This is a genomic window from Maribacter forsetii DSM 18668 (assembly GCF_000744105.1).
Classification (GTDB): domain Bacteria; phylum Bacteroidota; class Bacteroidia; order Flavobacteriales; family Flavobacteriaceae; genus Maribacter; species Maribacter forsetii.
The window spans coordinates 1,177,403-1,190,984 of record NZ_JQLH01000001.1; the positions used below are offsets into that span (position 1 = coordinate 1,177,403).

At 37.2% G+C, this 13,582-nt stretch carries 8 protein-coding genes; 4 read left to right on the forward strand and 4 right to left on the reverse strand.

Translation table 11 applies throughout. From position 1 onward, the window contains the following. The first annotated feature begins 216 nt into the window (after positions 1 to 216). Positions 217 to 2,895 carry an MGH1-like glycoside hydrolase domain-containing protein gene (locus P177_RS05010; RefSeq protein ID WP_316930777.1) on the forward strand — a complete coding sequence of 893 codons (2,679 nt, stop codon included), beginning with the start codon at positions 217 to 219 and terminating at the stop codon, positions 2,893 to 2,895. Between the two features lie 62 nt (positions 2,896 to 2,957). Here P177_RS05010 and P177_RS05015 read toward each other — a convergent pair whose 3' ends face one another. Continuing rightward, positions 2,958 to 5,777, reverse strand: coding sequence for an NTP/NDP exchange transporter (locus P177_RS05015; protein ID WP_036152461.1), 2,820 nt, complete (start codon positions 5,775 to 5,777; stop codon positions 2,958 to 2,960). Between the two features lie 28 nt (positions 5,778 to 5,805). Further along, entirely contained in the window at positions 5,806 to 6,711 is a 906-nt protein-coding gene (locus P177_RS05020) for a serine hydrolase (protein WP_036152463.1), read from the reverse strand. Positions 6,712 to 6,977: 266 nt separating this feature from the next. Between P177_RS05020 and P177_RS05025 the strand changes: the two genes are divergently transcribed. The 3 genes from P177_RS05025 to P177_RS05035 are packed head-to-tail and all read left to right on the forward strand — an operon-like array spanning position 6,978 to position 10,188. Then, positions 6,978 to 8,039, forward strand: coding sequence for a pyridoxal-phosphate dependent enzyme (locus P177_RS05025; RefSeq protein ID WP_036152465.1), 1,062 nt, complete (start codon positions 6,978 to 6,980; stop codon positions 8,037 to 8,039). A gap of 8 nt (positions 8,040 to 8,047) precedes the next feature. After that, complete coding sequence (locus P177_RS05030; protein ID WP_036152468.1) at positions 8,048 to 9,121, forward strand: DUF1611 domain-containing protein; 1,074 nt, start codon at positions 8,048 to 8,050, stop codon at positions 9,119 to 9,121. Next, positions 9,118 to 10,188 carry a mandelate racemase/muconate lactonizing enzyme family protein gene (locus P177_RS05035; RefSeq protein ID WP_036152471.1) on the forward strand — a complete coding sequence of 357 codons (1,071 nt, stop codon included), beginning with the start codon at positions 9,118 to 9,120 and terminating at the stop codon, positions 10,186 to 10,188. Before P177_RS05030 ends, P177_RS05035 begins: the two co-directional genes overlap by 4 nt. A gap of 6 nt (positions 10,189 to 10,194) precedes the next feature. Here the strand turns inward: P177_RS05035 and P177_RS05040 are convergent, their stop codons facing one another. Next, entirely contained in the window at positions 10,195 to 12,822 is a 2,628-nt protein-coding gene (locus tag P177_RS05040; RefSeq protein ID WP_036152473.1) for an MGH1-like glycoside hydrolase domain-containing protein, read from the reverse strand. Between the two features lie 61 nt (positions 12,823 to 12,883). Continuing rightward, the gene (locus P177_RS05045; RefSeq protein ID WP_036152475.1) at positions 12,884 to 13,561 is read right to left on the reverse strand and encodes a hypothetical protein; all 678 of its coding nucleotides are present in this window, start codon (positions 13,559 to 13,561) and stop codon (positions 12,884 to 12,886) included. Positions 13,562 to 13,582 lie beyond the last annotated feature (21 nt).

Here is a 13,582-nt window from a genome sequence, read left to right on the forward strand (position 1 = left end):
AGTTATAAATGTCAATATAATTTTATGATGTTCAATTATGATGTTCATAGAATAGCCAAGTTAAATTTAACAAGTTAATAGTGTATTTGTCTTAATTGTAATGATTAAGTAATACTATTCATTTGATGTCCACGTTAACCAAACAAATACTTTTACATATAGTATTTTTAACATAGTGTCCTATGTTAGGATATTAACTTTGCCCAAGTTTTAAGATTGCCCAAAGCAGTTGAAATTGAAAAAGACAGTATAATTGAAATAGACTATATGGCTCATAAAAATGCTGAAGAAGAAAGATTAGCCGTTGAGGATAATTATAAAAATTGGAAAAGATGGGGTCCTTATTTGGCTGAACGTCAATGGGGAACGGTAAGGGAAGATTATAGTCCGCAAGGGCATGCTTGGAGTTTTGTTGGTCATGACAAAGCACGTAGTAATGCGTATAGATGGGGAGAAGAGGGTATTGGTGGTTTTTGTGATTCTAGAGAAATTTTGTGTCTGGCTCCTGCATTTTGGAACGGAAAAGATGCAATTTTAAAAGAACGTTTATTCGGACTCACTAATGATGAAGGTAATCATGGCGAAGATGTAAAGGAACTTTATTTTCATCAAGTGTCAACACCTACGCACTCTTACGCTAAATATTTATACAAATACCCCCATAAAAAATTTCCATATACAGAACTGGTAAGAAAGAATAAGAGTAGAAATCGCGAAGAAGCTGAATTTGAGATTTTAGATACCAAAGCTTTTGCCAATAATACTTATTTTGATTGTTTTATTGAATATGCCAAAGAAGATGTTGGTGATATTTTAATGAAAGTTACAGTTATAAATAGAGGACCCAGAGCTGCAAATATTCATGTATTACCACATTTGTGGTTTCGTAATTTCTGGAAACATAACCAAAGGTTTGAAAGGCCAGAGATGAAAGCTATCTCAAATGGTGCTGTGCAGTCTCGTAGTACAAGAAATGGGCGTTACTATTTTTATCATGAAGAAGGTGAACAACTTTTCTGTGAGAATGAGACCAACAACCAACGTATTTATGGTGTGCCAAATGAAGTGGAATATGTAAAAGATGGTATTAATAACCATGTGGTAGAAGGACAACCAACGGTAAACCCAGATAAGAAAGGCTCAAAATTTGCCGTTTGGCATAAGCTTCGTCTAAAATCTGGTGAGGAAAAAACAATCAAAGTCCGTCTAAGTAAAAAGAAACTTATTGATCCTTGGGGCGATTACGATAATATCTTCGAAAAGAGAATTAGAGAGTGCGAAGAGTTTTATGGTTATATTTTGAAGAAAGAGCTGCCTATACAGCAACAAGAGATCGCTAGAAAAGCATTTTCTGGGCTATTGTGGACAAAGCAGTTTTATTACTATGACGTATATAAATGGTTATTTGGTGGTCCTGGTGAAGCTAAGCCCCATAGAGCCGATTCTAGAAATGCTAAGTGGGAGCACCTTACCAATAGGCATGTTATTTCAATGCCGGATAAATGGGAATACCCTTGGTATGCCGCTTGGGATCTTGCTTTTCATATGGCCTCTTTCGTAGAAATAGATCCCTATTTCGCAAAAGAACAATTGCTCTTGGTGCTTAAGGAAAGCTATATGCACCCTAATGGACAAATTCCCGCTTACGAATGGAATTTTAGTGATGTAAACCCTCCTGTGCATTCATGGGCGGTGTGGACCGTTTATGAAAAAGATAAAAAGCGAAACGGTAAAGGAGATTTTAATTTTTTAGAGAAGGCATATCAAAAGCTATTGGTCAACTTTACATGGTGGGTCAACCAAAAGGATAAAAGCGGAACCAACCTCTTTGAAGGCGGTTTCCTAGGCTTGGATAATATTGGCGTATTCGATAGAAACCACATGCCTGAAGGTATTACACGTATGCAGCAGGCAGACGCTACAAGTTGGATGGCAATGTTTACCTTAAACATGCTGCGTATGTCACTAGAGATGGCAACCATTAATCCAAACTATGAGGATAGTGTGGCTAAGTTCTTTAGACATTTCTTGAACATTGCATGGGCAATGCATCACATTGGTCAAAAAGATATTTCACTTTGGGATGATGAAGATAATTTCTATTATGATGTGGTAGAAATGTCTAATGGAAATACAGACCGATTAAAAGTAAGGTCATTAGTTGGTATCATACCCATGTTCGCTGTAGAGATCATTCATAAAGATTTGTTCGATGAGCTAAAGCATTTTAAAGTTAGGGCTGCCGAGATTGTGCGAACAAGACCAGATTTGGCTTCATTGATTTCTAATATTGAAGAGTTTAATTCTGATGGAAACTACTTGTTCTCCATTATGCGTGGATTCAGGCTTGAGAAATTATTACATCGCTTGTTAGACGAGAAAGAATTCTTGTCCGATTATGGTATTCGCTCACTTTCAAAGTATCATGAAGAACATCCGTATGTTTTTCAACATAACGGGCATCATCACATTTCGTATGAATCTGGGGAAAGTCAATCTAACATGTTTGGAGGTAACTCTAACTGGCGTGGACCAATTTGGTTGCCTTTAAATTATATGATTGTACAATCGCTTCGTAAATATTATTCATACTACGGTAAACAATATGTTTATGAGTTTCCAACAGGTTCTGGGGTAAAATTAAACTTGAACGAAATTGCAAATGAGATTTCTAAAAGATTGATTAAATTGTTTGAGCCTAATGAAGATGGTAAGTTTGTGTACCATTCAGAAGATACTAATCATGTATTCACTAAAAATGAGCACTTTAAAAAAGAGCATTTCTTTTATGAGTTTTTTGATGGCGATTCCGGTAAAGGGTTAGGTGCATCTCACCAAACAGGGTGGACTGCCTTAATTGCGAATTTGATCATGGAGCTAGAACAAAATAGTTAAACATAAACTAGTATAGAAATGAAAAGCGAGGTGTTTTTACACCTCGCTTTTTGTTTTTGATACTATACTACAGATGTGATAGCTTCATGTGCCTCTACTGCAAAACTCCTAATTTTAGGGTCTTCATCATTTAAATAACTTTCAACTATACTCAAATATCGAGGCTCCTTTTGCTGAGCAATAAGGTAAAGTACTGCAAGTTTTATTTTAAGGTCGTTGCCTTGTAATAACAGTTTAAAGCATTCCAGTTCTGTAGGTATTTTATGCTTTATTTTTTGAAGTTCTTCTTCAGATGAAATATCTAAAGCAGATTCTTCAATAATAGGCAACAGTTTTCGCTTAAGTTCACCGGTCAAAAGGTTGTCTAAGAATTCAATGGCATTGTGCTGTGCTTCTTGTTTCTCGCTCAATAAACCTTCATAAGCTATACTAACATCTTTTTGATGATACCGTAAGCCTAAGAGTTTAAAAATACGTTCCAATCCAGAATCTAGTCGGCGTTCTAAAAGTTCTAAAAGACTGGTGCGAGCATCGCGTTCGGCATCGCTAATTTCTTTTTTAGATTTATTTCTATTTCGGTACGATATGATAATCTGCGTATGCATAGACGATAAGGTCTGATGATGTAGTTTACATTCATCAAAAATGACCGATACCACTTTATATCTATTGAATTTTAATTGCGGATGCGTTGTTCTTATGGCACTTAAAGCACGAATTACTTCTAAACGAACGGTAAGGTCATTATCTGTTAAAATGGCTAATAAATGATGCACAGCTTCTTTTGAATGATAAGATTGCATTGCTGCAGGTATAAACCGAAGTACCGTTAAGGGTTGTAAACGTTCTTGCACATTGTTTCGTAACAAAGGTAAAATCTGTACCCCATATTGTTTAAAAGCTTCTAGTACAGTTGGTCTATAATTCTTTTGTGCTAAAAACGGAATTATATGTTGAGCTAATGTTGGGTCAGTTGCTACCCCAATGGTCTTTATTGTCGTTATTATGATTTCTTCATTTTCATGATGTAGAAAGGCAATGAGCTTATTGTAAAATATAGGCATATTGGCCACGCCTAAAATTTCAATGACAGCTACTATGTAAGAGTAATCTTTTTGGTTTGCTTCAATGTTTTTGATAGCAACTGAAATACGGTCCAATAACGAATAACGTTGCTTTAAAGAGTAGTTGTTTTTTGCGGCTCTCGCTAAACAGAATAGCGCTGCCATGGCAATTCGCTCATTAGAATGTTCTAAATACGCATCAAATACGAAAGATTTGTCTTTATGGGCAAAACTTAAAACATAAGCCAAAGTAGCAATGGTTAATTCTCTATCATCGATTTTTAATAACTCAGAGACCTCGGCAGTCATGCTCCTTGAGTTTAAAAAGTATAGATTCTGAATCGCCGATAACTTCACTTTGTTGCTAGGGTGTTCCAATAATAATTCCACATCGTCGGCAAAACGTTTGTCATTAACTTCCATCAATTTATCCAACATAAATAGAATTTGCTCTTCTGTACCTTTCTTAAAAACGGTGCGCATGCCTGCAACTACAGATACTTTGGTGTCCGTGACCTTCTTGGTTTTCTTATAAGAGTCGGTCAGTACTTCTAAATTGTTTCTAAACGTTTTGTAATATTCAATACGTACTTTATAAATAAAATAGAGCCAAAGACATACCAAAGTAATTATAAGAATGCCAATGTAAAAAGAGGGTAGGTCAAGCCCACGCACAACGAATATTAAAAGGCATCCGGCAATTCCTGTAGCCAAACTATCCACCACCACATCAATAAATGATTTGGTCTTGTTTTTTAGCTCAAAAGGTAAGGGCAAGGTCAACAGTTCAGAGGCACTTTTATGTATGGATTGTTTCAATATGCCATCCATCGCTTTAATGACTACAACAGCAGAAAGTTCAGGAAGCATTAAAAACAAAATACTACCACCAAATATACCGATGGGCAATAATAAGAGTGAAAACCCTACACCCCAAATGCCCACAATTCTATGGGTGAAAAATAGCTGAATTATCAGCGAAAGTAGATTGAACGTAGAAAACCAAAAAGCAAAAAATGCGGTAAGTTCATCGGCATCCGTAAAAGACGACGACGCAAAATCACTGAACAAATAATCTACCAATTTAGCGACTACGACACTAACGGCTACAATGCTGGCAATATAGGTGAGATGTTTGGATTTTAATATGAGTTTTAAAGGCGGTTCACTAAGGTTGGTAGCCGATTTATGTTTTTTGACGCTTCCGTTTTTTCGTACTCTGATATTCCAGATTCTTCTTAGTAATGGAATACAAAAGAAAAGGAGCAGGGCAGCAACGAACATTAAGTTTTCATTACCGATTAATGGAGCGAGAATAGAGGTAAGATATCCGCCGAAAATACCACCAATAATAGCTCCTGATCCAATAAAGCCAAACAATCGTTTTGCTTCTCTAATATTGAATACCAAGTTTGCCAATACCCAAAATTGTGATGCAGATAATACTGCATAAATTGCTACCCATATATAAAAGAAGTAGAGCAACACACCGCTGACCACATCTAGCGAGAGCAGTATACCCAAGCCTATTAAAATGACAATAGAACTAATAATAGTAACCTCAATTACTTTTTTAAGCGGAAATTTTGATACTGCTTTTGAATAGAAATAAGAGGTAGCTACGGCAGTTATTGCAACTAACAAGAAAGCAAAAGGCAATTGTTCAACACCTAGTTCAGAAAGAAAAAGAGCGTTTACCGTAGGTTTTATGATCAGTAATACGGCAATGACCAAAAAAATGTAGGCGAGCATCCAAAGAGATACTTTGAACTCGCCTTCACGTACATCGAATATTTTTTTAATCAGTCTTTCTACCATCAAGAAATGGGCATCTGTATTCCAAGATCTAAAGTACTGGCTTTTTTAACACCTTTTCAATTGGTTTTACTAAATCTCTTATTATTTGTTCTCCATTGGCATCATCTATGAGTGCAACCAAAATGTATCTTCTATTGCTGTCTTCGCCCCAAACCAATATGGAATCTGAATGATAGGTACGCCAAGAGCCCGATTTTCTGAACAACCTGGCATTGGGAGCGATCTTATCCAGCGTATTTACAAATTTATGGTGCAGTTCTGGATCTTCCATAATATCAAGCATTTGCTTGGATCGTTTTTCATTGACCAACTTACCGTTCGCCAACAGATAATAATATCTACAGACTTGGGTTACAGATGCGGCGTGACTCAGATTTTTTAAGGGCTCTCTGTTGGTTTCTCCACCACTGCCGTAACGTTTGCCTACCCAAAGACCGCCTCCTTTTTGTTCATCATAAAAGGCATATTTGGGATCGCACATCACTGATTCTAATTTTTCATACCCCACGCGATCGATCATTCTGGTAGATGCGGCATTGTCAGATTTACTAATCATTAAACGCATGTCTTTCTTTACTTCTGCAGTTTCCTTTAGTTCGCCTTTTTCAATAGCATCCATGGCCGCCAATAGAATGGCAATTTTAGGTAGGCTGGCAGCATACATCATATGGTTGCCGTTGACCCTTGCAAATCTCACCTTTTCCGGATTGCTCAGATCAACTAGTCCAACAGCCATTTTCTTTTGCACTATAAGATCGTTCCATTCTTGGTGAGAAGCCAGTTCATCCCTTAAATTGGTTTGCAGTGAGCTGTCCAACAATTTTTGCAGGGATTTGATCTTCGAATTGTCCATACGAAGTGGCAGCTCATTTTGTGCTTGTACTGCGGTACAGCATAGAATGAAAAAAAAGAAAATAACAGGGGATGATCTCATTGACGTTCGCTTATTTAAAAATGTAGTCAAAATTAGGTAAAGCACTCATTGGCTATATGTTAATTTTTGTGTTTAGTACATTTTTTAAAATCACCGTAAAATCAATATAAAGACATATATCGCATAAAATAGGTTGTTAATTTTTAAAATAATTTCGGATTAAATAGTACCTATGCGTCCCTTTTTTTGAGGGTAAATGGGTTAAAAATTTATATCTAATTTCAATAAAATTACTGTATCTTAAAAAATGGAATTTATACAGACTTATGAATCTTAAAGATGGCGTAAAAACGGCTGAGAACAAGGTGTCTACAGAGGCACGTAGACTTAGTGATATGGTCAGGGATAAGCGTAAATCTTTGGTAGATCGCTTAGAGTGCTTTGAAGATATTATAAGTTTAGAAGTAGGCGATACCGGTCTGCACCGTGCCAAGTCTTTAGAACGTGAGTTCGATGTTCGTCAGCTTTATTTAAAATACGAAGGTGATAACCCTACCGGTACCCAGAAAGATCGTATTGCATTTGCTCAGTTGTATGATGCGCTACGTCGCGAGTTTAGCGTGGTAAGCTTGGCTACCTGCGGTAACTATGGTGTGGCAATGGCGTTGGCATCGGACCTGGCGGGTGTAGCTTGTAAGATTTATATACCGGAAAGTTACCATACCGATCGAGTGATTGAAATGAAAAGCCTAGGCGCCCAGATTATTCGTATACCTGGTAGTTATGAAGATGTGGTTACGGAAAGTTCAAGGTTGGCGGCAGAACATGGCTGGTATGACGCAAACCCGGGCGGTGCCAATACGCCGCTACAGATTTCTGCCTATGCGCAGATCGCACAAGAGATTTTTGAAGATTTGGGTGACGCTCCAAAATACTGTGCGGTACCCGTTTCTAACGGAACGTTGTTCGCAGGTATTTATAGGGGCTTTGTAAATCTTTATAAAAGAGGGAAGACGTCTCGTATTCCTAAAATGATAGCCGCATCATCATCGCATAAGAACCCGATTGTAGAATCGTATCTGCAAGGTTTGGATCACTGTAAAGATTTGAACCCGGCGGCGATCAAAGAAACGAAATACAATGAACCTCTAATCAACTGGCATAGTTTCGATGGGGAAGAGGCGCTGTACGCATTGAAAGAATCTGAAGGAGAAGCTTTTAATATCAGTGATAAAAAACTGAAGGAGATGACTTCTCTTTTATATAAGAAAGAAGGATTTCGAATTTTACCGGCATCTACAGCGGGTTTGATCGGACTCCTAGAATTAGACGAAAAAATGAATTTTGAGCCCGACCGATTTGTGGCGGTGCTCACTGCAAAAAATTAATTATAAAAATGAAAAAAGTTATTGATGGTAAGGCATTGGTATATTGTGAGGGTGCATTTAATACTCCCAATGGTAAAACAGCACATGGTTTGGTTCGCTTTACCGAGCGTTATGAGGTTGTAGGTGTTTTAGATGCAAAATATGCAGGTAGTGATGCCGGTGATGTTTTGGATGGTAGACCTAACGGAATTCCTGTTTTTAAAGATTTAGAAGTTGCCATTGTTGCACTTACAGCAAGTAATAATTTGCCAAGTTATTTGGTTATCGGTCTTGCGCCAGATGGTGGTAGATTACCACAAGTTGCCAAAGCGACCATTAAAGCTGCTTTGCAACAAGGGTGGAACGTAGATAGTGGGTTACATGATTTCTTAACTAATGACTCTGAGCTGGTGGCATTAGCTAAAGAGAAGAATGTAAAAATTAGAGATATTAGAAAGACGCCTGATCGTGATCAATTACATTTTTTTACAGGTGATATTGAAAAAGTGGACTGCTTAAAATTAGCGGTTTTAGGAACGGATTCTGCTTTGGGGAAACGTACTACGGCTTGGATTTTGGTTCATGCATTTCGTAATGCAGGTAAAAAGGCAGAAATGATCGGAACCGGACAAACAGGATGGATGCAAGGTGCTAAATATAGTATGGTGATGGATAGCTGTATCAACGATTTTGTTTCGGGTGAAATTGAACATGCTGTGGTCAGTGCATATGATAATGAAGACCCAGATGTTATTGTTATTGAAGGGCAGGGGAGCTTAATGAATCCTGCTTACCCTGGCGGATTTGAAATTCTTGCTGCCGGTAGACCAGATTATGTAATTCTGCAACACGCGCCAAAAAGATTGGAATATGACGGATTCCCAGGTTATAAGATGCACTCGTTAGAAGAGCAGATCAATGCTATTCAAGTGATTTCTGGAAAAGAAGTGATTGCGATTACCGTGAACCATGAGGATATGAAAAAAGAGGAAATTCTTGATGTTTGTAAGGCAATCACCTTAGAAACTAAATTACCTGCCTTTGATGTTTTAGAGTATGGTGCAGAAGAATTAATTGCACTTTTAATGACAAAATTAAAATGAAAATAACCCATATTTCTTTTGAGCGTTTAGACCTTAAATTGTCTGACCCTTATACTATTGCTTACGAAACAATTGACCGTACAAGTAATTTTATCTTAAAGCTTGAAACCGATACTAAAATTGTGGGTTATGGTTGCGCAGCACCTGACCCTGTGGTTACTAATGAGTCGCCAAGTGATGTTACCTATGCTATTAATAATATCATTATTCCGTATTTATTGGGTAAGGATCCATTTACGTATGCATTGTTGTTATTAGAGCTGAAGGAGTTATTGGCTAAAAGGTCATCGGCTCTTGCAATGGTAGATTTGGCTTTGTTTGATATCATGTCAAAAAAGGCTGAGGTGCCTTTGTATAAATTTTTAGGCGGCTATCGTAATAGCATCGCTACCAGTATTACTATTGGTATTATGGGAGTAGATGAAACATTGCTGAAAGCGACCGAATTTGTAAACCAAGGCTTCACTATTTTAAAAATAAAAGGTGGTTCAAATCTTGAAGAGGATATTGCCAAGATGAGAATGATTCATGAAAAGTATCCTAATATTGAATTGAGATTCGATGGTAACCAGGGCTACTCCGTAAAAGAATCGGTCGCCTTTGTGAAGGCAACTGCAGCTATTGGGGTCGAGATTTTTGAACAACCAACAAAAGTTGAGGCTGAAGAACGTTTGGGCGAAGTTATGGATCAGGTAAATGTTCCCATAATGGCAGATGAAAGCTTAAAAACTTTGACAGATGCATTTCGTTTGGCACAAAACGAGCGTGTAGATATGGTAAATATCAAACTTCAAAAAGTAGGGGGTATTTGGGTAGGTATGCATATCAATTCCGTTGCCAAGGCAGCTAAATTAGATGCTATGGTGGGTTGTATAGATGAATGCGGATTAGGTATCGCTGCCGGTTTACATTTTGCCCTATCAAGACCAAATATTAAATACGCAGATTTAGACGGACATTTAGATATTATTGACGACCCGTATCACTCCATTTTTAAATTGGAAAAAGGAATCTTATATCCGAACGAAAAACACGGATTAGGCTTCTCTGAGTCGGATATTATGTAGATTTCTTTATTCTTCTAACTGCTCAATAAGGTTGGCTACTAAAGCGGTCCAACCCGTTTGGTGCGAAGCTCCCAAACCGCGACCATTTTCTCCGTGAAAATACTCGTAGAATAAAATCAAGTCCTTAAAATGAGGGTCTTGGTAATATTTTTCGTAGTTCTTATTGATGGCTCTATTGCCTTTTTCATCTTTCTCGAACATGTGGATCAAGCGTTTGCTCAATTCATCACTAACTTGTTTCAGGTTCAGCAATTTTGAGCTTCCCGTAGGGTATTCAAAAAGAAAATCATTACCATCATACCACTGGTACTCACGTAATGCCTGAATGAATAAATAGTTCATTGGCATCCAAATAGGTCCACGCCAATTAGAATTACCACCAAAGAGTGATACTGTAGATTCTGCAGGTTCGTAATCAATGGAATAATCTATACCATCTATATGAATTTGATATGCTTTCTCATGTATTTTTGATAATGATCGAATGCCATATTCACTCAAAAATTCTTTCTCATCTAAGAGTGTAGCAACTAATTTTTGCATTCTGTCTTTTGGTACTAACGATAGAAGTAAATCACCATTTTCTTCATACTGCTGTATCACTTCATATTTTAAATTCTCTGCACGGTACTTTTTAAACCAAAGAACACTTGCCTTAAATTTCGGGAATTTATCTAACACACTTTTCTTGATCGTAAGTACAGCTGCCAATGACAACATACCTGCAATAGATCTAACTTTTATGGTGGTTGATTGTCCGTCAGGTAACGTTAAGCGGTCATAGAAGAAACCTTCAACATCGTCCCAGGTATTGGCTTTATCGGTATCCATTTTATTTAATGCCTCGGCTATGAATATGAAATGGCCGAAATATTTGGTTGCCATATCTTCATACGAATCGTCATGTTCTGCAATACGTAAACTGATTTCTAGCATGTTTAGACTATACATCGCCATCCAAGCGGTACCATCTACTTGGTCTAAAGAACCACCACCAGGTACACCATGGCTACGATCAAAGACTCCGATATTATCCAAGCCTAAGAATCCGCCTTGAAAGACATTGTTGTCATTTCTATCTAAACGGTTTACCCACCAGTTGAAGTTCAAGTTGAGTTTATTGAACATCCGTTTTAAGAATTTAATATCCGGTACTCCTGTAATAGATTTATCGGTGCCGTAAATCTGTAAGGTTGCCCATGCCTGTACTGGCGGATTTACATCACTAAAATTCCATTCGTACGCAGGTATTTGTCCGTTAGGTGCCATGTACCATTCTTTGGTGAACAATAGCAATTGGTCTTTCGCAAATTCTGGATCAATAGAGGCGAACGAGGCACAGTGAAATGCAGAATCCCACGCAGCATACCAAGGGTATTCCCACGCATCTGGCATAGAAAGGATATCATGATTTCGTAAAGTCTTCCATTGGCTGTTTCTGCCATGTTTACGCTCTTTTGGCGGCGGAGTGGTTTTGTAATCACCTTCTAACCATTTCTCAACTTCGTAGTTATAGTATTGCTTCGTCCAAAGTAAACCGGCAAAGGCTTGTTTTAAAATCGCCTTTCTGTCTTCGCTTGCCTTTGGGGCTATTTCATCATAGAATTGTGCGCACTCTTTTTGTCTCTTTTTAAATATGGAATCGAAGTCGGCAAAAGGTGCTTCAAGTGTTTCTTCGGTTAAACGAAGTTGAAATGTTTTTGATTCTCCACCATTCAAAATAACTTGATATAGTGGAGCGAATTTTGTTCCTGAATTATTCTTTGTCGCTAACTCAAAATCATTGTTGCAGACAGCATTATTGAAGACATCTTTTTTAAACGGATGGTCGTTTTTCTCTTTATAAATGGTCTCTTTGTTAGTTTCATTCTCTGTAAAGAATAACTGCACTGCCTTTTGAAAATAGAGATTATAATTGCCTACATACGGGTGGTCAATGTTTACGAAAGGATTCGATTTTGTTCCTTTTTGAGTAATAACAGGCTTTTTAGACATTTCTTTAAATGTCCAGTGGTTACGCATTACCATTTGTGGTAATAAAGTGATAGGTGCCGGTTTTGAATGCCTATTGGTAATCGTAATTTTTATAAGAATATCGGTTTCATCACCTTTTGCATATTCGGTGCTGACATCAAAATAAGTGTTATCATCGAAAATACCGGTATCCAGTAACTCAAATTCAAGCTCTCTACGATTACGCTTTTGGTTCTCGTCAATCAATAGGTTATACGGGTATGCTTTCTGCGAATACTTGTATAAATACTTCATATAAGAGTGAGACGGCGTATTCTCAAGGTAGTAATACAGTTCTTTTACATCTTCCCCATGATTTCCCTGCGGTCCTGTTAAACCAAAAAGACGCTCTTTTATAATTGGGTCTTTACCGTTCCATAAACCAATACTAAAACACATATTACAATAACGGTCGCTAATACCAGCTATACCATCTTCTCCCCAACGAAAAGCGCGACTTCTTGCATGGTCATGTGGTAGGTAGTTCCAAGCATCGCCACCTGCACTATAATCTTCACGTACCGTTCCCCATTGGCGTTCACTTAAATAAGGACCCCATTTTAACCAATCTTTTTCTTCGGTATGCTGTTGATCTAAACGTTTTTTTTCAGGGTTTTTCATAAGATAATTTTAAGGCTGCGCGCAAATCGCGGTGCGCTTTTCGCTACATCGTTTATTTTATTTATTGAATTTCATCTTCTTGAATAAAAGACAAAAATTTCTTACCAAAAGGAGTAGTTCTTGAAAATTTTAACCCATTTGAAGTTATACCGACATTTAGCTCGGCAGTATTTATTAGCCCAGCTCTATAAAGGTCTGACCAGATTAAATTATAAAACTCATTTCGATCTTTTAGTGCAGAAAAGGCTTTAACGAGAACTTTAGATAATGGTGCTGATGAAAATTCAGGAAAGGCAACTTCATTTCTTTTAAACCAATTTGTAGGGTTGTCAAAAAGATTTAAAATTTGGATATGCCAAATAGTAAATTCAGTTATGAATCGTGTAAAAATATTAACCTCGGAAATATCCAAATTTTCGAGTATTGCTGTATTTATAAGTGCATTTTTAAAATATTTTAATTTTTCTTGTTCACTAGTTTTGAGAGCTTCTGTTGATATTCTAATAACCGTGTCAATGAATATTTCATTTTTAGATAATTCAGTCAATCTTATTGTATTAGATTTTTCAAGAATTTTCAACTTTTCTCCAACTTCTTTCATCCAAAATTCTTTTCTTTTTTCAATTGGATTTTTTAAAAGAAGAGGCAGAATTTCAGAAGCGGCACCTCCAAGTACAGGGATAGATGCTATACCAGCTTTTAGGAGTGTGTATGAAATTTCCTTTTTATTTTGGGACATATAGTTATCTATTTCCTAGAA